At 46.0% G+C, this 20,422-nt stretch carries 17 protein-coding genes and 1 tRNA gene; 10 read left to right on the forward strand and 8 right to left on the reverse strand.

Annotated features, from left to right (window positions below):
• Window positions 1-239 precede the first annotated feature (239 nt).
• Window positions 240-992 carry a phosphatase PAP2 family protein gene (locus ACT6PV_RS10250; protein ID WP_445116265.1) on the forward strand — a complete coding sequence of 251 codons (753 nt, stop codon included), beginning with the start codon at window positions 240-242 and terminating at the stop codon, window positions 990-992.
• A gap of 167 nt (window positions 993-1,159) precedes the next feature.
• Here the strand turns inward: ACT6PV_RS10250 and ACT6PV_RS10255 are convergent, their stop codons facing one another.
• The 4 genes from ACT6PV_RS10255 to ACT6PV_RS10270 all read right to left on the reverse strand — a co-directional run bounded on the left by ACT6PV_RS10255 (window position 1,160) and on the right by ACT6PV_RS10270 (window position 6,259).
• Window positions 1,160-2,479, reverse strand: coding sequence for a sensor histidine kinase (locus ACT6PV_RS10255; RefSeq protein WP_445116266.1), 1,320 nt, complete (start codon window positions 2,477-2,479; stop codon window positions 1,160-1,162).
• 11 nt (window positions 2,480-2,490) lie between these two features.
• Window positions 2,491-3,171, reverse strand: coding sequence for a response regulator transcription factor (locus tag ACT6PV_RS10260; protein WP_445116267.1), 681 nt, complete (start codon window positions 3,169-3,171; stop codon window positions 2,491-2,493).
• Window positions 3,172-3,188: 17 nt separating this feature from the next.
• Entirely contained in the window at window positions 3,189-4,850 is a 1,662-nt protein-coding gene (locus tag ACT6PV_RS10265; RefSeq protein WP_445116268.1) for a phosphoethanolamine transferase, read from the reverse strand.
• 128 nt (window positions 4,851-4,978) lie between these two features.
• The gene (locus ACT6PV_RS10270; protein ID WP_445116269.1) at window positions 4,979-6,259 is read right to left on the reverse strand and encodes an MFS transporter; all 1,281 of its coding nucleotides are present in this window, start codon (window positions 6,257-6,259) and stop codon (window positions 4,979-4,981) included.
• 370 nt (window positions 6,260-6,629) lie between these two features.
• Here ACT6PV_RS10270 and ACT6PV_RS10275 point away from each other — a divergent pair, with 370 nt between their 5' ends.
• From ACT6PV_RS10275 to ACT6PV_RS10290, 4 genes are all read left to right on the forward strand, one after another.
• Window positions 6,630-7,271, forward strand: coding sequence for a 1-acyl-sn-glycerol-3-phosphate acyltransferase (locus ACT6PV_RS10275; protein ID WP_445116270.1), 642 nt, complete (start codon window positions 6,630-6,632; stop codon window positions 7,269-7,271).
• Between the two features lie 46 nt (window positions 7,272-7,317).
• Complete coding sequence (locus ACT6PV_RS10280; RefSeq protein WP_445116271.1) at window positions 7,318-8,235, forward strand: patatin-like phospholipase family protein; 918 nt, start codon at window positions 7,318-7,320, stop codon at window positions 8,233-8,235.
• Between the two features lie 166 nt (window positions 8,236-8,401).
• Window positions 8,402-8,869, forward strand: coding sequence for an NfeD family protein (locus tag ACT6PV_RS10285; RefSeq protein ID WP_445116272.1), 468 nt, complete (start codon window positions 8,402-8,404; stop codon window positions 8,867-8,869).
• A gap of 30 nt (window positions 8,870-8,899) precedes the next feature.
• On the forward strand, window positions 8,900-9,754 hold the full coding sequence (locus tag ACT6PV_RS10290) for an SPFH domain-containing protein (RefSeq protein ID WP_445116273.1): 855 nt from the start codon (window positions 8,900-8,902) through the stop codon (window positions 9,752-9,754).
• 98 nt (window positions 9,755-9,852) lie between these two features.
• Here ACT6PV_RS10290 and ACT6PV_RS10295 read toward each other — a convergent pair whose 3' ends face one another.
• The 3 genes from ACT6PV_RS10295 to prpF all read right to left on the reverse strand — a co-directional run bounded on the left by ACT6PV_RS10295 (window position 9,853) and on the right by prpF (window position 13,342).
• Window positions 9,853-10,764, reverse strand: a complete 912-nt coding sequence (locus ACT6PV_RS10295; protein WP_445116274.1) for a polyprenyl synthetase family protein — start codon at window positions 10,762-10,764, stop codon at window positions 9,853-9,855.
• A gap of 135 nt (window positions 10,765-10,899) precedes the next feature.
• On the reverse strand, window positions 10,900-11,862 hold the full coding sequence (locus ACT6PV_RS10300; protein WP_445116275.1) for a GGDEF domain-containing protein: 963 nt from the start codon (window positions 11,860-11,862) through the stop codon (window positions 10,900-10,902).
• 289 nt (window positions 11,863-12,151) lie between these two features.
• Window positions 12,152-13,342, reverse strand: a complete 1,191-nt coding sequence (prpF, locus tag ACT6PV_RS10305) for a 2-methylaconitate cis-trans isomerase PrpF (protein WP_445116276.1) — start codon at window positions 13,340-13,342, stop codon at window positions 12,152-12,154.
• Between the two features lie 320 nt (window positions 13,343-13,662).
• On the opposite strand from prpF, the gene ACT6PV_RS10310 reads away from it, so the two are divergent.
• From ACT6PV_RS10310 to ACT6PV_RS10320, 3 genes are all read left to right on the forward strand, one after another.
• Window positions 13,663-15,033, forward strand: a complete 1,371-nt coding sequence (locus tag ACT6PV_RS10310; protein WP_445116277.1) for an amino acid permease — start codon at window positions 13,663-13,665, stop codon at window positions 15,031-15,033.
• A gap of 140 nt (window positions 15,034-15,173) precedes the next feature.
• Window positions 15,174-15,249 (forward strand) — tRNA-Arg (locus tag ACT6PV_RS10315).
• 566 nt (window positions 15,250-15,815) lie between these two features.
• Window positions 15,816-17,246 (forward strand): OmpP1/FadL family transporter, encoded by a 1,431-nt coding sequence (locus tag ACT6PV_RS10320; protein WP_445116278.1) that lies wholly within the window; start codon window positions 15,816-15,818, stop codon window positions 17,244-17,246.
• 117 nt (window positions 17,247-17,363) lie between these two features.
• Here the strand turns inward: ACT6PV_RS10320 and thrH are convergent, their stop codons facing one another.
• A complete protein-coding gene (gene thrH, locus ACT6PV_RS10325) occupies window positions 17,364-17,981 on the reverse strand; it encodes a bifunctional phosphoserine phosphatase/homoserine phosphotransferase ThrH (protein ID WP_445116279.1) in 618 nt (205 codons plus the stop codon).
• A 173-nt stretch (window positions 17,982-18,154) separates the two neighbouring features.
• On the opposite strand from thrH, the gene ACT6PV_RS10330 reads away from it, so the two are divergent.
• A complete protein-coding gene (locus ACT6PV_RS10330; protein ID WP_445116280.1) occupies window positions 18,155-18,775 on the forward strand; it encodes a phosphoadenosine phosphosulfate reductase domain-containing protein in 621 nt (206 codons plus the stop codon).
• A 241-nt stretch (window positions 18,776-19,016) separates the two neighbouring features.
• Window positions 19,017-20,399, forward strand: coding sequence for a WS/DGAT/MGAT family O-acyltransferase (locus tag ACT6PV_RS10335; protein WP_445116281.1), 1,383 nt, complete (start codon window positions 19,017-19,019; stop codon window positions 20,397-20,399).
• Window positions 20,400-20,422 lie beyond the last annotated feature (23 nt).

Here is a 20,422-nt window from a genome sequence, read left to right on the forward strand (position 1 = left end):
GTTGATTGCATATTTTTTTAAAATGCATGCTTTGAAAAATTAAAACTTCTGAAAAAACTACATCCTTTTAAAACCCGATCCTTTTACACATCAGACATCAGCATTTAAAAATAAATTGCAGGCCGTCCTACCGGACTGGGAACATTCCGCACCGGTCCCATTTTTTAAGCCGTTTTTAAGTGGTTCTTAAGCCGGACACTCCAGAATATCGCTGTGTATTCATCTTTTTATAAACTGTAATGACCGCTCAAAACCGCTTTTTATCGCTACAGATTTTTATTTTACTGATCAGCATGATCATTCTGCTCAGTGTGGTACCTGTCGGTGGTTCAGTTGATCTATATCTGATTCAGCCCTGGGTCAATGCATCAGGTATTTTCCCTGAACGGGACAACTGGTATTTAAGCACCCTCAACCATCGCATAGTCAAAGACCTGGTCATTGCTGTGTACAGCCTGTTTTTCCTGTTGTGGTGTGCTTCATTTAAAATTGAAACATTCCGTGCACAACGCTGGCAATATGGATACATGTTCTGGGTCAGTATACTGGGAACCTGCGTGGTCGGCCTGCTGAAATCACAGGCGGCCCATGCCTGCCCCTGGAATATGACACATGCCACAGCGACCGGTTTTATCTGGGATTTTTCTGCAACACAGGGACACTGCTTCCCCGGCGGACATGCAAGCAGTGGTTTTGCACTGATGACCGGCTATTTTGTCTATCGTCTTCAGTATCCGGCACGGGCCAGGTTTTATCTTATTGCAGGGGCTGTACTGGGCTTTGCAATGGGGTGGGCACAGATGATGCGCGGCGCTCATTTCCTGAGCCACAACCTATGGACCCTGTGGGTCATCTGGGCATTGAATGTCACGGTTTATGCCTTTGTTCGATCTTATTCCAATCAAAAAACCATTATACAGTCTGCTGGATTTTATCCGGTTTTCCACAGAAAGCACCATCAAAGACAGTCATCTGCAGTCTCGAAAAAATAAAAATGTAATATAAATCCTATTGTTTTAAGTCTTTTAAGAACAAATCTCATTCTGAAATCAATAATTCAGCCATTTTAAACCGTTCAACTTCCCTATTCCATCTGGGCAATACAATCAATGCCTAACAGTCAGACCACGCCATACATCAGGCCGACAGGCAAATGACTTCAGCCTGGAAGTTTTTGCGGGAGTTTTACCAATACACTCAGGCCGCCCAGTTCAATACTCCGGGTCAGAAACAATTCCCCGCCCAGATGCTGGATTGCTTTATCCACAATGGACAGCCCCAGGCCGCTGCCGGTTTCCAGATGATGATGGACCCGATAAAAACGTTTTAACACCTTACCATACATGGAAGAATCGATTCCCGGGCCACTGTCCTCAATCTGAACATAGGCAAAATGCTGGTCATTAAACACTGAAATATTGACGATCCCTGAAAACGGCGTGTATTTAATGGCATTGTCAATCAGGTTAAATACAATGGAGTGAATACTCGGTTCAATACTGTACATATCCGTTGGAATATTGCGCTCAAACCCCAGGTCAATTTCTTTTTCCACAGCCATATTCATGATTTGTTCAACACAATGCAGCACCACATCATTGAGCTTAAATTCAGACAATTGCAGACTGGAATTCACGCTCACATCCTGCTTTGCCAGCGCCAGCAACTGTGCCACCAGATGCTGTATACGTGCCAGTCCCTTACTCAGATTCAATAAGTTCTGCTCTCCCGGAAACTGGCTGATTAATATCTTGACCTGTAAATTCAATGCGGTAATGGGCGTGCGAAGCTCATGTGCTGCATCTGCCACAAATTGCTGCTGTTCCTGCTGCGAAACTGAAATACGTTCAAACAAATGATTCATTTCACTAATGGTCGGCACCAGCTCTTCCGGATAACTGGCATGCTGAATGGCAGCAAGTGAACTGGAATCCCGTTGCGCCAGTTCAGACTTAAAATCTTCCAGCGGTTTTAAACTGCGGCGAATAATCAGAATCAGTCCAAATAGCGCAAAGGGCATAATCACCAGGTAAGGCAGAAACATACTGGCTGCCAGTTCCAGCGCCACCCGCTGTCTGACCACCTGTTGCTGGCTGATCTGAATCTGATAATCCTTAGCCGGCAAAACATAGGTAATCCATGCATTATGTGCGGTCTTATGCGGATAAAATCCCGCCTTTTGTTTCGGTCCGACCAGCAAATGGTGTTCATGATTGACATCACTGTGATCTGCATAGGCCCAGACATCCACAAACAGATCTTCTTCATGATAGCGTTTATGCACATCAAAATGACTCTGTACCGGTTCGACATCCAGCGCCACCCGCTCTGCCATATATTCCATCTGTGCATCCAGAATTTCGGTAATTTCTTCCAGTGAAATCTTGTATGCTCCCCCTCCCAGTACACAGCCCAATATAAGGCTGAACAGACTGGTGTAGCTGATCAGTCGCTTTTTTAGAGAATAATGTGTGGACATATGCCTGCTTTTTATACTTTTACGGTCTGACCCAGGCGATAGCCCAGGCCCCGAATGGTTCTGATGATATCCTTACCGAATTTGGAACGGATATGGTGAATATAGACTTCAATGGTATTACTGCTGACCTCGCTGTCAAAAGCATATAGCTTATCTTCCAGATTGGCCCTGGAAAAAATTTTACCGGGGTGTGACATGAGTGGAATCAGAATGGCCCACTCCCGGTTGGACAGCTCAATTTCCTCTCCCCTGAATCTGGCAATATGCTGTTCAACATCCAGCACCACATCCCCATTGGATAAAATGGAATCACCGGTCGGCTGTTTTTCACCACGACTACGGCGCAATAAAGCATGGATTCTGGCAATTAACTCATCAAACTCATACGGTTTGATCAGATAGTCATCCGCACCCAGATTTAAACCATCCACCCGATTCTGTAATTGATCCCGTGCCGAAATAATTAAAATCGGAATCAGCATTTTCTGACGAATCTGTTTCAATACCTGTATGCCATCCATCATCGGCAACCCCAGATCGAGCAGTATCAGATCGTATTCAGCATGAGTCAGCTGTTTCAATCCATCCAGACCATTGTTTACCCACTCCACCTCAAAGCCATGAAAATGCAGTAAGGTCATGGTTGATTCAGCAATCATAAAGTCATCTTCAATCATCAGGATTTTCGTCATGATTCAACTCCTCATTTTCAGCCATGAATTGCACATTGGTGCAGCATATTGTTGTTTTCATTAATCACCCGCGTTTTCACATCCAGCAGGCTCAATAATGTCGGAAACAGATTATCCTGACTCAGTGTACTGTTTTTTTGCTGTGTCAGGCAGCCGATCTGAGCAGATGCAGTCTGCTTCCACGGCGCTGAAAACCACATCAGCATGGGAATATGAGTCTGCTGTACCGGCGCAATCGCATACGGTGCTCCATGCAGATACATGCCATGCTCTCCGGTTGATTCACCATGATCGGACAAATACCAGAAAGCTGTACGGTAACGCTGCTGCTTTTTCAGTATTTCAATGACCTGATTCAGAATATGGTCGGTATAAACAATGGAATTGTCATAACTGTTGATCAGCGCTTCCCGTGAACATCCCTGAATGGCAGTGGTGTCACAGGTCGGTTTAAACGGCTGAAATTCAGGTGTCGTACGTTTGTAATAAGCAGGACCATGACTGCCCACCTGATGCAGGACAATTAAACGCGGTGACTGATCAGCTGCCGGTATTTTTGCCAGATAATCAGTCAGACTATCCACCAGTATAGCATCAAGACATTCTCCATTCTTACACCATTTTTGTTTAAATGACTCGGGAATGCTGTATTGCTCAACCCGGTTACATGTGTCCTTACAACCGGAATTATTGTCAATCCAGGTCACCTTATATCCTGCACGCTGGGCGATATCGAGTAACCCTTCCCGATGGCTTGCAAGCCGCTCATCATAATGCAGGCGTGGCATGCCTGAAAACATGCAGGGGACCGAAACCGCGGTGGCTGTACCACAGGAGCTGACCTGACCGAAATTGATCAGATCCGTCTGCCTGGACAATTGCGGATTGGTATTTTTTGCATAACCATTCAATGAAAAACTTTCAGCCCTGCCGGTTTCACCGACCACCAGCACCATGAGTTTCGGCAAGCGCTGCGCAGCGATCTGTTCAGCCCTATGTGCATCTTCCCCATAGGGAATCAGCGGTAAATTCTGGGCCGGTAATTTATGATGATAATAGGACACCACTGAGGCAATAAAATTCTGCGGGGAAATCATGCCCTTTAACGTCCGGTTTTCCCGGAAAATAGCGGCATAATCGACATAGAATACAAACAGTAGACTACCAATCAGCATCAGCGAACCCAGCACATTGACTGTTTTCTTAATCAGCGATATTGCAATGCCTTCCCGTCTGATTTTCACCCAGACAATAAAGGCAACGGGGAAAACCACAAAAGCCACAGTCCACAATACAAGACGCAATGACAATAAGTCAGTGACTTCAGCCGTATCGGTCTGCAACATATTCTGCACCTGATCGGCTGAAATGGTAATCCCCAGTGAATTGACAAAATAAGCGCTGAAACCACCAATCACCACCAGTACAATTGCAATGAACTTTGCTGTCCATCTCCAGCCCAGCAGCTGCATCACAAAATTGTAGATCGCAAACAGCACCACTGCGGTCGCCAATAGAAATAAGCTTGCTTTTATCCCATGATAAGGAGTCAACTTCTGAATCTGGTGCAGAAAACCATAATTCAGACAAAGGCCCAACCATACAGCCACAATAAAATTAAACACCGTCAGGGAAACCACGGCATTACGTTGTCTAACCCATGAAATAAAACTCAGCATGATCTTCTGTACAATCTTTAATGATGCTTTAATCTAAAAAATCAAACTTAAAAACAACTTAAATTAAAGCAAATAAAGCCGCCACCCAGACCCATGCATGAATCATCCCTGTCGCTCCTCAACCGGGATCAATCATCCTGTTCTGACATGACACTTCCGGCCAGACTGCGTTTCCACATAAAAATCGGCAGTAAACATAACGTTGCCATCATGACGATCAGCCACAGATAGGTCTGATAGCCCAGCTGATCCCCGGCAATGCCGCTAAGGGTATATAAACTGCCACTCACCAGCGCCATTACCGAAACCTGAAAGGTAAAATCTGTCCCGGCATGACTGCTGCGGCTGTATTGCATGACCAGTGTCAGAATCACCACCAGCAGCATGGACGCGAACATATCCTCCAGCGCATTGACCAGATAAATCAGCCACGGTTGAACGCTGATGCCTTTTTCATATTGCATTGCCAATACCGCAAATGCAGCCAGGCTGCCCAGTTTGCATAAGGAAAAAATCACCAATGCAGCTGCACGCTGCATATAATTTAAAATCAGGCTGGCCACTCCGGCTCCGCACAGTGCCGCAGCTGCCCCCAGCATGGTGATATACAAACCAATCTGTGACAGGGACAACCCCAGATCCACCATTAAGGGCTTAATTATCGGCCCTGACAAACCATCTGAAATTTTAAGGGTGCATAACACCACCAGCCAGCACAACATGGTTCTGCTGCTCAGAAAATAGCGGAGATAGGATTGAACCAGCACAGAAAAGGAAGCCGGCACAGATGCTTTCCGAGCACGATCTGTCGGGCTGAAATGATGCGGTTCCCGATAAAATAACAGTGGAATGGTATTTAAACTGACCATTCCCGCCAGTAACAGAAAGGTGGTTTGCCATGTCAGCCAGTCCAGTACCCATAGAATGGCCCCGCCACCAACAATAAACCCAAGCCTGGAACCCGCCACCTGCAACATATTGCCCCAGTGCTGCTGATCGCCCTTTAAAATACGCACCGCCAGACCATCGGTTGCAATATCCTGTGTTGCACCCGTGCTGTTCATCAGGAATAAGGCCATAAAAAAAGCCAGTAAATACACGGGTTGATTCAAAGCCTGTATGGGTAGAAAAGACAGGATAATTAAAATGACAATACTGAAAAACTGCGCCGGTAAAATCCAGCTGCGATAATGCCCGATCTGTTGTAATCCATAGCGATCCACCAGTGGTGCCCATAAGACTTTAATTCCCCAGGGCAGCATCAACAGACCGAAACCACCAATATGTGCCAGCGACACACCCTGCGCCCGCAGGATCACCGGTAAGGCATGCGTCATAAATCCGACCGGCAGGCCCTGCGCCCAATATAAAGTGAACAGCAGTAAATACAGTTGTGGTGTTTTATGCATTGTTATTTCATCATCTGTCAGCCCACCCGGGTTTTATGGCCGGCCGGAATGGCACATTCAATGAGATTCATCAGTAAGGTTGTTCTCATGAATCAGGTTATTTTCATCAATTCAGCTGCTTTCAAACTGAGTTACCTTAAAACCAAATTGCTTTAATCAACTATTTTCAAATAAATATATGTGGTTTCATCAGCGAAGCTATTTCCTGCCCGGGGCAATGCTTTGGTCATGTTTAAATGGCACGGAGTTCCCGGAATATTCAGCCTGGCAGAAATGATCCTTACAGCCTGATTGCCATGATATTCTGCCAATGCGACAAATTCAACAAAGCATTAATATGCAGGGTCTTTCAAATTTCAGCATCACCACAATGTCCCAGTGTTTTCCAGTACTGCCGGATCAGGTTCCGCAACGAGGAACACCGGCCAGTCGCAATTTTTTTAAAAAACTATATCTGGCGCAGGGCTGGCGTTTTGAAGGCGAACTTCCCAACCTGCCCAAAGCCGTGGCCATCATTACGCCGCATACCTCCAATCTGGATGGATGGTATGCTTTCCTGGCCATGCTCGGTATGGGCATTAAACTGACCATTTTTGGTAAAGCCAGTCTGTTTAATACCCCCCTTAAAGGATTATTTGAATGGATGGGAGTTATTCCGGTGCAACGCCATTCAGCACATGGTCTGACCCAGCAGATCATTGAGGTCATCAACCGGAAGGACCATATATGGATTGGTATTGCCCCTGAAGGCACCCGCAAAAAAGCCGGGGAAATTAAAAGCGGTTTTTACCACATTGCCTGCGGTGCCGGCATTCCGGTGGTGATGCTGTCCTTTGACTATGACCAGAAAACCATTCACTGTCTGGGTATATTTCAGCCGACCGGTCACTATGAACAGGATCTGGATGATATTCTGTCCTGTTACCAGGGAAAATTTTCAGCAAAAAATCAGCAATGGCTGTCAGAACCTTTACAAAAACTATTGGAAAATCACTGGAAAGATCAGCAGTAATCTGCTGATATGTGCAACATGTTTCGGCAGTAAAGACAGATCAGGCATGCATTTCAAACATCTCGGACTGGCCGGTTTACTTGGCCTCAGCTTAGCTGGATGCAGCTATATCAGTAAAACATCGGCACCTGTTTCCACCGTTAAGCCGCGTGAACCGGTGATTGCCATTGCACTGGGCGGCGGCGGTGCCAAGGGTTTTTCACATATTGGTGTGATTAAGGTGCTGGAATCTCATGGCATTAAACCGGCCATTGTGACGGGAACCAGCGCTGGAAGTTTTGTGGGCAGCATCTATGCAAGTGGCAAATCTCCCTATCAGCTGCAACAGATTGCCCTGCAACTGAAGGAATCCGATATCCGTGACCTGACCCTCAGTAGTCAGGGCGTTATCCTGGGTCAGAAATTGCAGGATTATGTCAATCGCAATGTTGGCAACAAACCCATTGAACAGTTCCCGATTCGCTTTGCTGCAGTGGCAACACGACTTGATAATGGCAAAAAAGCCAATTTTATAAAAGGCAATGCCGGACAGGCTGTCCGTGCTTCATGCAGCATCCCCAATGTGTTCGTTCCGACCACCATTGGCCAGAACAAATATGTGGATGGCGGACTGGTCAGCCCGATCCCGGTACAGACCGCAAAGGATATGGGAGCCGATATTGTCATTGCAGTGGATATTTCTGCACGTCCTGAAGGAAATCAGCCGGTCAATATGTGGGGATTGCTGGATCAGACCATTAACATCATGGGACAACAGAGTATTCAGCATGAGTTGAGCCAGGCCACTGTAGTGATCCAGCCGAAAGTCGGGCATCTGGGCGCGCTTGATCTGAAAGCCAGTAATCAGGCAATCCTGGAAGGTGAAAAAGCCACTCAGCTGAAAATTAATGCCATTCAGACGGCCATCCGTAATTTCAGACAATCTCCGGCGGCCCTGAAACCGGCTCCACGTGCCAGGTTTTAATTCAGGCGCTGATTCTGATGCAGGCAACCTGCTGCCTGCCCGGAAGCCCATAAAACAGGAATAAATATCAGAAAATCCAGGTTTTTATGTTCAGATGAACTCTGTTCTGTTACATTGATATGGATGATTGGTCATCGATATCAACGATAACAACCAGAGTAGATATATGGACTTTGTATTTGAACCCTGGCATTGGTTTGTATTGGGCATCGTGCTCATTTTATCAGAATTAATCTTACCTGCATTTGCTGCACTGTGGTTTGGTATTGCCGCCATTCTGGTCAGTATTATTTGCTGGATCGTTCCCGGCCTGGGTTTTACAGCCCAGGTCATCTGTTGGATCATCCTGTCAATTGCCTGTACCGTATTGTGGTTTAAATATATTAAGCCTTTATCCATCGATAAAACCAGGGCGGGACTTCCCCGTGAGGCCACCATTGGTCAGGTTGGCATGGTGATCCAGACTGGTCTGGAACATGATCAGATCCGGGTCCGTTTTCCCTTGCCTGTATTGGGTGCAGATGAGTGGAACTGCCGGAGCATGACAGCAGTTCAGGTCGGTGACCGGGTCCGTGTCACGGATATCCTGGGCAATGACCTGGTTGTACAGCCATATCACGCTTCCATTACATAAATTAAATGACTTAACAGAGAGGAATAATAAATGGGTTTTGGTTCAATTGTTGTGCTGGCATTACTTGCTTTTGTGGGTATTACCATTTTCAAGGGTGTTCGTATTGTTCCACAGGGTTATAAATGGATTGTACAGCGTCTGGGGAAATACCACACTACACTCAACCCGGGGCTCAGCTTCGTTATTCCCTATGTGGATGAAGTCGCCTATAAAATCACCACCAAAGATATTGTACTGGATATTCCTTCGCAGGAAGTGATTACCCGTGACAATGCAGTATTGCTGATGAATGCGGTGGCATACATCAATCTGACCACCCCTGAAAAAGCCGTTTATGGTATTGAAAACTATACCTGGGCCATTCAGAATCTGGTACAGACTTCGCTGCGTTCAATTGTCGGGGAAATGGACCTGGATGACGCCCTGTCTTCACGTGACCATATTAAGGCGAAACTGAAAGCCGCTATTTCAGATGACATTTCTGACTGGGGAATTACCCTGAAAACCGTTGAGATTCAGGATATTCAACCTTCACAGACCATGCAGTCCGCAATGGAAGCCCAAGCGGCGGCAGAACGTCAGCGTCGTGCAACCGTTACCCGGGCAGATGGTGAAAAACAGGCTGCCATTCTGGAAGCTGATGGTCGTCTTGAAGCGTCACGCCGTGATGCAGAAGCGCAGGTGGTCCTTGCTGAGGCCTCCCAGAAAGCCATTACCATGGTGACTTCTGCGGTCGGTGACAAGGAAGTTCCAGTGGCTTACCTGCTGGGTGAACAATATGTCAAAGCCATGCAGGATATGGCCAAATCAAACAATGCCAAAACTGTGGTTCTGCCTGCCGATATCATGAATACCATCCGTGGTGTGATGGGCCGTAACAATTAATCGTCTGTACGTCCAGTCCAGTCAGGTTTAAATTGACATAAAAACAGGCGTCCATATGACGCCTGTTTTTTTAATACTGTTCTCATGCCAGTCTGTTGTTAATGCTGACGTGAAAGTAAAAACCGTAGAATCTGATTCAGTGCTGCGGCATCTTCACCAAAACCGGCCAATGCCTGAAATGCCTGATCATGCAATTGCTGTGCGTAAACTTTAGCCTGCTCCAGCCCCATCAATGCCGGATAGGTTGATTTATGCAACTGCTGGTCCCTTCCTGCGGTTTTACCCAGCATCTGAGTATCTGAAATCACATCCAGGATATCGTCCTGCACCTGAAAAGCCAGTCCAATGGCCTGACCGAACTGACGCAGCTGTGGAATTGCCGGATCAGTTCCCTCAAAAACAGTTACTGCGGCGAGCATAATCGCAGCCTGAATCAGGGCGCCGGTTTTATTGCAATGAATATCTTCCAGCTGTGTCTGATCCACATGTTGCCCTTCTGCCTGTAAGTCCAGCACCTGTCCGCAGACCATCCGGGACGCTGCCGTGGCGAGAATCTGCATCTGCCTTAACAGCACAGGCGCAGCGACCTCACGACCCTGATCAAACAGACGACTGCCCAATATTTCAAAAGCCATGGATTGCAGAATATCTCCGGCCAGCAAAGCCGTGTCTTCACCATAGGCTGCATGGCAGGTGGGTTGCCCCCGCCTGAGCAGGTCATTGTCCATGCAGGGCAAATCATCATGTACCAGTGAATAACAGTGAATCAGTTCAACTGCAACCGCTGCACGGCGTACAGCAGCAAAATTCAGATGTTCTGACTTCAGCGATGCAGTCGCATAACACAGTGCAGGTCTGACACGCTTCCCGCCCAGCATAACTGCATGGTGCACGGCTGACTTCAGCGGCTCAGGCAGGGAGAAGGCCTCAAGCGCGGTCTGTAAATCCTGTTGCATCTGCTGTTGAGCATGCTGCAAAACGTCTGCGTTCACATTTGGAATTGATGTCACATTTGCCTCAGTTTTCTTTATGTTACAGCCAATGCTGACTGATCTTCATTCATCTGTATCATTCTACAATGAATTGTCGTGCTTCTCATCCTGTAAATCCACAACAGACCAACGGCAGAAACTGTCCGGCAGCTCCTATAAATTCAGTGCATAAATTGAATTTTTACCTTTCAATTTTGCATGGTGTACGGCACAGTCCAACTGCTGCAGAAAGTCAATTTCAGCCAGTAAGGTCCCGGATTTGATATGACAGATGCCAATGGACGCCGTCAGTTTATCTTCCAGGCCATCCTTAAACTCAATATTCTGCTGATAGATTGCAAATTTCAGACGCTCAGCCAGGGTCAGTACTGCCCATTCGGTCGAATTTTCCACAACCACAACGAAACTGGCAGAATTCAACCGGAAAATGTTGATCACATCCTGGGACATTTCATCACTCAGCATGGTCCCAATCCGGGCCAGTACCTTATCACCACGGCTATAACTATAGAGCTGATTAAACTGCCTGAATGCATCCAGATCAATTTTAAGAAATGCATAGGTCAGTTCGGTCAGCTGATGGTCATGCATCAGATCGGTCACAAAACGATCAAATGCCAGTTTATTGGGCAAGCCGGTCACAGCATCCAGATATAGATGATCATGTAATTTTTTATTATTCAGTAGCAGCACATGCTCACGCCGTTTTAACCGGGTCACATCGGCACAGATGACCACAACAGCCATCAGCTGATGGTTCCTGTTGCGCAGCGCCTGAAAATAGGACAAATAAAAATGTCCCTGTGCATAGAACTCAAAATCAACCTGACTTTCCCCGGCGCCAAAAGCCTGCAATACCTCGACAAACTGCGTATAGACAACCGGGGAAAAATTATTCAGTAATTTCCCATTCAAATACAGTGCATCACTTTCATAAATATCGGCAAACTTCTGATTGACCCCGATAAAACGCGAATTTTCATTTAAAACTGCAATCGGTAAGGGTAATTGTGAAATAAGAGAGACCAGTTCCAGTTTTTCTGATTTCTGTAATAACTCAAGAAAATGCTCTGTATCAATGAATTCTTTAAAATCTGATTGATCGTGCTGCGCCATGACATGCCCCGTCAACTTTTGCTGTTTTCATTCCGACACCTGAAACTGCCCCGATACCTGCATAGGATTCTCATGGGACCGATCATCATTAATCGATATATTCTGTTGACATACAATAGCATATTCACCAGCAGCTGATGATGTATTTATTTTCATTTTGCCAGGAAGCCTCACCCGGACCTTCGAATGAAGTCATGTCCAAGATGCCGGGAAAGGATTCAGTCATCCTATTGACACCGGATGGATCAGCAATTCCAGAAAGTATAAATATTTTAACAGGATCAGCCATTTAAAAACTGTCTGCGGGAATGCGTACCCAGCCTTCCATCAGTACTCTTGCACTGCGACTCATCACGGCTTTCTGTACCACCCACTGCCCATTTTCAAGTGCTGTCTGTGCGCCCACCCGCAGGGTTCCTGACGGATGACCAAACCGAACTGCTTCCCGTATGCCACCGCCGGCAGCCAGATTGACCAGGGTGCCCGGAATCGCAGCAGCCGTGCCTATGGCAACTGCAGCAGTGCCCATCATGGCATGATGTAATTTCCCCATTGACAAAGCCCTCACCAGCAGATCTGTCTCAGCGGCAGCAACCCTGCTGCCACTTGAAGAAACATAATCACGGGGGCTGGAAACAAAAGCAATCTTGGGGGTATGCTGTCGGGTTTCTGCATCTGCGATATGCTGAATCAGCCCCATTTTCATGGCACCATAAGCACGGATTTTTTCAAATCTGGCCAGGGCTTCAACATCGCTGTTAATATCATCCTGCAACTCGGTTCCCTGGTAGCCGATCTCTTCTGCATTCAAAAAAATAGTCGGGATACCGGCATTGATCAACGTGACCTGAAAACTGCCTATTTCAGGAACATCCAGCCGATCCACCACATTTCCTGTCGGAAACATGGCTCCCCCTTCGTCTCCCTCATCCTCTGCCGGGTTCAGAAATTCAATCTGTACTTCTGCTGCTGGAAAAGTCACACCATCCAGTTCAAAATCTCCAGTTTCCTGCACCTGACCATTGCTGATCGGAACGTGTGCAATAATGGTTTTTCCTATATTAGCCTGCCAGATTCGCACCGTGCATTGTCCATTTTCAGGAATGCGCTCTGCTGCCACCAGACCATTGCTGATGGCAAACGACCCCACAGCTGCGGTTAAATTGCCGCAATTACCGCTCCAGTCAACAAATGGTCGGTCAATGGAAACCTGACCAAATAAATAGTCCACGTCATGATCCGACTGGGTACTCTTCGCCAGAATCACTGTTTTACTGGTGCTGGAGGTTGCCGCGCCCATACCATCAATCTGCTTGCCATAAGGATCCGGGCTACCAATCACCCGCAGCAATAAACGATCCCTCGCTTCACCTGCAACCTGAGCAGCTTCGGGCAGATCCGCCACATGAAAAAACACACCCTTACTGGTTCCACCACGCATATAGGTTGCCGGTATTTTAATTTGCGCTGCAAAACTCATTGATTTTTTCCTTTCCATATTGGCGCTCCTGACACTTCAACGTCTACACATTTCAATGTCTGTATCAGGCTACTATACTGAATATTTTACAGACTTTATATTTTACAGGCTTTAAAGGACTGAAGTCATTTGAAGTCCATTAAAGGACTTCGACCCATCCCCATACTACAGGGCAATCCGGCCTGTAAACAGCAGCATTAGCGTAAATACTGCACAACCACATCAGACTCAGCATGGCCATAAATGCTGCACAGATATACTAGGCTAAGCGTGACCAATCCATTACAATCGCTGTTTTATTCTCTTTTGAGCAGAATACATTGAGCAACGAGTCTACAACAACATTACAGCGTGGGCTTAAAAATCGTCACATTCAGTTGATCGCCATGGGCGGTGCAATTGGTACCGGCTTATTTTTAGGTTCTGCCCAGGTCATTCAGTCTGCGGGCCCATCCATTATCCTCGGCTATGCCATTGGCGGTCTGATTGCTTTTTTAATCATGCGTCAGTTGGGGGAAATGATTGTACATGAACCCGTTGCCGGTTCGTTCAGTCACTTTGCCAATAAATACTGGGGAAAATTCCCCGGCTTTCTGACCGGATGGAATTACTGGGTTCTCTATATACTGGTTGCCATGACTGAATTGACTGCCGTTGCCAAATATATCAATTACTGGTGGCCACATATTCCTGCCTGGATTTCAGTGCTGTTTTTCTTTGTAGTGATTACCGTCATTAACCTGGCCAATGTCAAATTCTATGGTGAATCAGAGTTCTGGCTGGCGATTATTAAAGTAGCCGCGGTAATTTCCATGATCGTCTTTGGACTGTATTTACTGCTCACCGCAGATACCGGTTCCACCGCATCCTTCACTAATCTGTGGAACCAGGGCGGCTTTTTTCCGCATGGTTTTGACGGCCTGTTTTATATGCTGGCCTTTCTGATGTTTGCATTCGGCGGGATTGAGCTGATCGGCATGGCAGCAGCTGAAGCCAGGGACCCTGAAAAGAATATTCCCAAAGCCATTAATCAGGTCGTGTTCCGAATTCTGATTTTTTATATTGGCTCTCTGGCCATTCTGTTATCGCTGGTGCCGTGGAATCAGCTGGAACTGGGTGGAATGGACAAAAGCCCATTTGTAATCATTTTCAGTCAGCTGGGCATTAACTGGGCAGCACATTTACTGAACTTCATTATTCTGACCGCAGCACTGTCTGTCTACAACAGCGGCATGTATGCCAATAGCCGCATGCTGTATGGCCTGGCGCAACAGGGAAATGCACCAAAACTATTCCTGAAGGTCAATAAACAGGGCGTTCCCATTCCGGCGGTTCTGTTTTCTGCATTGCTGATTTTTGGCTGCGTCATTATTAATTACCTGGCCCCCGAAGCCGCATTGAGTCATTTAATGTATATCGTCGTTGGTGCGCTGGTGCTGAACTGGGCCATGATCAGTCTGACCCATCTGAAATTCAGACGTGCCATGCGTATCAATCAGAAAACCACGAAATATCAGGCGTTATGGTCACCGTTCAGTAATTGGCTGGTGCTGATTTTTATTGCTGTGGTGCTGTATATCATGTGGACGCAGGGCTTTATCGAGTCCGTGCTGATGATTCCCATCTGGATTACCCTGATGATCCTTTTTTATGATTATCTGAATCCGAAAGATGTTAAAGAAATTGAATAATTCCCAGCTCAGCTTAAATGCCTACTTTTTGGGCATTTAAGCTGAAATTTATTCTTTTCCGGGCATTCTGCCTTATAATGCGGAAGCCTTGGTCAGGCTGAGACATGCCTTCTGACGATTGTCCCGGATCTGACCCTGCTGCGCTCTTAGCTTAACTGGATAGAGCAGTTGCCTCCTAAGCGACCGACGTGGGTTCGAGTCCCGCAGAGCGCACCAATATACATTATGACAACGTATAACATAGTCTAATTGATGTGTTATAACCCTTGTAAATATTGGTTTTTTAGTTTTCAATAGTCCATGATAGTTTAACTTAATCTTGTGTTTTTAGCAGTATCTTTGACGGTATCACCAGAATACTATTTAAAGTTAAAGCCACACTTTTCAAAATAACACTGGTTGAAAATAGTGTCATTCACTGTTACCTACGGACAGAGAAGCAGAGAACTGCATACCTGCAGCAGGCTGAATCAGATCCGACACTACTCTCTATCTGGCAATTCAATAAAGCAAGTATGAATAAGATTGCTGTTCTGTCATTTGTTGTGGGCTACAGCGCCACCTGCCATCAATAACTTATGCTGTTCTTATCGTATAATCGCTGAAAAAAATAAACCCTGTGTTTACATTTTTTTCCTGTTTTCCATGCTTAGAGTATTTACTCTTAATTTTTATATGATATTTTGTAAGCGGAAGTAAATTCGGTTCTGAATCAAATAAAGTCAGTTTATTCCAAAAAAATCGTACAACTGTTCATTTTATACGCTTAGGGAAAGATTAGAATGAAATTAAAAGCATTAACCACGGCTATTCTTGCTACTGCCTTACCGGCAACTGGCGTTTTTGCCGCCGCCATGGATCGTTCTGGCCAATCCATTTCTGCATTTTTACAACCTAACAATTATTTTGAAGCAGGAATTTCTGTCCTTGATCCAACGGTAGAAGGTAAGGAAGCAGGGACATCTGCAACACGCCGTAATATTTCAGATATGGCAAATGACTATTATTTCCCATCAGCTGCTCTGAAACTGCAACTGACAGATAAGTTTTCTTTTGGTCTGCTATATGACCAGCCATTTGGCGCGGACGCTGAATATAAAGGCGACAATGTTTTCGTTTCAAGACCAGGTGATACCGTATTACCGGCTTCAACAGTTGATGGAATTGTTAACTCATTCGCAGTTCAGACACTGGAGGCGCAGGGTTTACCAGTCAATGAACAGACTTTAGCTCAGGCAAGAACGGGCGTTTTAAATAGTACTAGATTTCAACAACTCTCAGGTGCTTTAAGTGCAGCAAATGGATTCCTGGGAACAGGCAATACCAAAGCTGAATTGGATACCCAGAACATCTCTATGATTTTTGGTTATCAGCCAACCGAAAACTTTAATATTTACGGTGGTGGTGTATACCAGACCATTAAAGGTAATGTCAGCCTTCGTGGTACGGCATACAGCCTGTATAACGGCTATGATGCCAATATCAAGGAAACCGGCGGTGTGGGCTGGTTAGCCGGTGTGGCTTACCAGATTCCTGACATTGCCCTGAAAGCGTCGCTGACTTATCGTTCGGAAATTGATCACGATGTCAATATCCAGGAAAACCTATCCTTAATGAGCTTCCCTGGCCTTAATGCAGTACTGAGTGGTCTGGGCGTTAGTGCTGAACAAATGCAGGCGATGAATGGTTCTGAAAAAACCACTATTACCACGCCACAGTCTGTCAATCTGGACTTCCAGACAGGTATCATGGCCAACACCGTTGCCTTTGCCAATGTCCGTTGGGTTAACTGGAAAGACGTTTCCCTTCAGCCATATAAATTCGGTAAAGTATCAGAAGCTATAGGTGGACTGGTTGGTAAACCAGATGGCTTTAACCTGGTTGAATATTCAGATGACCAATGGTCCATTACCACAGGTATTGGCCGTAAGCTGAATGACCAATGGGCAGGTAACGTCTCTGTTGGCTGGGATTCAGGTGCGGGTAATCCTGTCACTACACTGGGTCCAACCGAAGGTTACTGGAATATTGGTCTGGGCCTGCAATACAGCCCGACACCAAGCACATTCATTGCCGGTGGTGTTAAATACTTCTGGCTGGGTGACGCTAAAGCACAGACAGGTGCTCAGGCTGGAACCAGCAACTATGTTGCTGATTTCGATGAAGACAACCATGCACTCGCTTATGGTTTAAAAATCGGTTATAAATTCTAAGCCAATGTTTCAATTCAATAAAAAAGGCGCTTAAAGCGCCTTTTTTATTTTGTGTCGCCCTCCTGAAATAAGTGTCAGCCGGTTTCAGAACGGGACAGTAATACGAAAACATGGATCCTAGGCAGGAATATCCCGTACAGAAGCATTGCGAATGGCTTCCTTTAATGCCGCATAGCCGTGTATGGCAGGAAATTGTGGAAATTCTGCAATGACATTATCAGGCGCATCAAATAAAAAACCATGATCGGCTTCACCGAGCATCGTGGTATCATTATAGGAATCCCCTGCTGCAATGACCCGGAAATTCAACCCATGCAACGCCTTCACTGCCTGGCGTTTCTGATCAGGCTGGCGTAATTTATAGGCAGTGATCATGCCATTTTCATCGGTCTCAAGTTTATGGCAGAAAATAGTCGGCCAGCCCAGTTGTTTCATCAATGGATGGGCAAACTCATAAAACGTGTCTGACAGAATAATCAACTGAAAATGAGTGCGCACCCATTCCACAAATTCCGCAGCCCCCGGAAACGGCCCCATGTCTGCAATCACCTCCTGAATATCATTCAGCCCCAGCCCATGTTCCTTTAAAATATTAAGCCGCTGGGTCATCAGCACATCATAATCCGGGATATCCCGGGTAGTCGCTTCCAATGCCTTAATCCCGGTTTTTTTTGCAAAATTAATCCAGATTTCCGGAACCAGCACCCCTTCCAGATCCAAACAAACAATTTCCATGCTTACTCCAGCATCATTTTTAAATGGTCATAGTTTAACATGTGCAACCTGACCGCTATCGGTCTTTTTTAATCAGCTTTGTGTTGAACTGACTCAAAGTTATTACAGATTTACCTGCCGGATAAAGTATAATCGACTACAGGATATTCAACATTTTTCAAGGCAGTACTGTCATGAGTTTAGATCTGGATCGCATCAATGCAGAGTTCGGCAATGATGCTGAAAAATTAATTGAATGGGCACTTGGCCTGAATGAAAAAGCCATTGTAACCACAAATTTCCGTCCTTTTGAAGCAGTGATCCTGCATATGCTGACCCGTGTGAAACCCGATATTCAGGTGGTATGGATGGATAACGGCTACAACACCGATGTCACCTATCAATATGTTGATGAAATCACCCGGCTGCTAAACCTTAATCTGCTCACTTACCTGCCAAAGCGTTCGCGTGCGCATCGCGAAGCATTGCTGGGTGGGGTACCTGCACTGGACGCGCCTGAGCACGAGGCTTTTACTGCCGAAGTCAAGCTTGAACCCTTTGAGCGCGCCTTGCGTGAAACTGCACCAAAAGTCTGGTTTACCGCCTTACGTGCAACCGATACGGCAGTTCGTGCTGAAATGGATCCCGTCAGCATTAATCCGGATGGGCTGATTAAAGTAGCGCCACTGTTAAAATGGACCTCCCGTGATTTATGGGAATATATGCAGAAGCATCAGCTGCCGGACAATGAAGATTACTTTGATCCAACCAAGGGTGAAGAACACCGTGAATGCGGTCTGCATCTGAGCCATTAATCCTACAGCGAAGGATAAAAAAGGCAGTCTGTCATCATGCCAGTCTGCTTTTTTCATTCTGCAGATTATACATTCCGGCAGATCGGCAATTGGAATACCCAAGTATATCAATTACCGTTCTTCATAATTCATTAGATTTCCACCGACCAATGCTTATATACTAAACACTCAGTTTTATGATTCCAGAGACGTAGCTCATCAAAGGGTTATTGATATTTATTGCAGTGAGGCAATCTACGCTATGCGACCGTTACATCCAATTGACTTTATTTTTTTGTCGCTGGAAAAAAGACAACAGCCCATGCATGTTGGAGGCTTATTTTTATTTCAGATTCCGGATCATGCCCCGACGACATTCATACAGGATCTGGTCGCCGATATCCGTAACTCACGATCTGTTCCCATCCCGCCCTTCAATAATCGTTTAAATGGCCTTTTCTGGGATGAGGATGCAGAGTTTGATATTGACCATCATTTCAGACACATCGCACTGCCGCATCCAGGTCGTATCCGTGAATTACTGATATATATCTCACAGGAACACAGTGCTTTGATTGACCGGGCCAAGCCGCTGTGGACCTGCCATATCATTGAAGGAATTGAAGGCAATCGCTTTGCCATGTATTTTAAAATCCATCATGCCATGATTGATGGTATTGCCGGCATGCGTCTGATTGAAAAATCCCTGTCCAGGGACCCGGAAGCCAAGAGTATTGTTCCCCCCTGGTGTGTGGAAGGTCCCCGGGCGAAACGCCTGAAAGAACCGAAATCGAAAAAATTTAAATCCCTGTTCAGCACATTCAAGGGGCCGCTTGAAGCAACCTCCAGGGTAACGCAGGAATTATTTCAGACGGTTTTTAAGGAAATGGGCAAAAATCCGGATTATGTCTCCAGTTTTCAGGCACCGGCCAGCTTATTTAACCAACGGGTCAGTGCTTCACGCCGCTTTGCAGCCCAGTCATTTGAACTGGATCGTTTCAGAAAAATTTCAAAAGCGCTGGGCGTGACCATTAATGATGTGGTATTGGCGGTATGTTCCGGTGCTTTGCGTGAATATTTGATTTCCCAGCAGGCCTTGCCAAAGAAACCACTGATTGCCATGGTCCCTGCGTCTGTACGTGATGATGACTCCGATATGAGTAATCGCATCACCATGATCCTGGCCAACCTGGGCACCCATAAGGACAGTCCGCTGGAACGACTGGAGACTATTCGACGCAGTGTGCAGAATGCCAAAAACCGTTTCAAGCGGATGAGTGCCAATCAGATTCTGAACTACAGTGCACTGGTTTATGGTCCGGCAGGGTTTAATATTGCATCAGGCATAATGCCTAAACGTCAGGCCTTTAATGTGATTATTTCAAACGTACCAGGCCCACGGGAACCCTTATACTGGAACGGCGCCAGACTGGATGCACTCTACCCGGCTTCCATTGTGCTGGATGGACAGGCTTTAAATATCACCATGACCAGCTATCTGGACAAACTGGAAGTAGGTCTGACCGGTTGCCGCCATGCATTACCCAAAATGCAGAATCTGCTGACCCATCTGGAAGACGAAATCCGGCAGTTTGAGCTTATTATTTTAGATTTATCTGACAAAAAAACAGAAACTTCTACTTAAAACACAGAAAAACAAGGGGATCG

It is taken from the genome of Acinetobacter sp. WZC-1, from assembly GCF_052544965.1.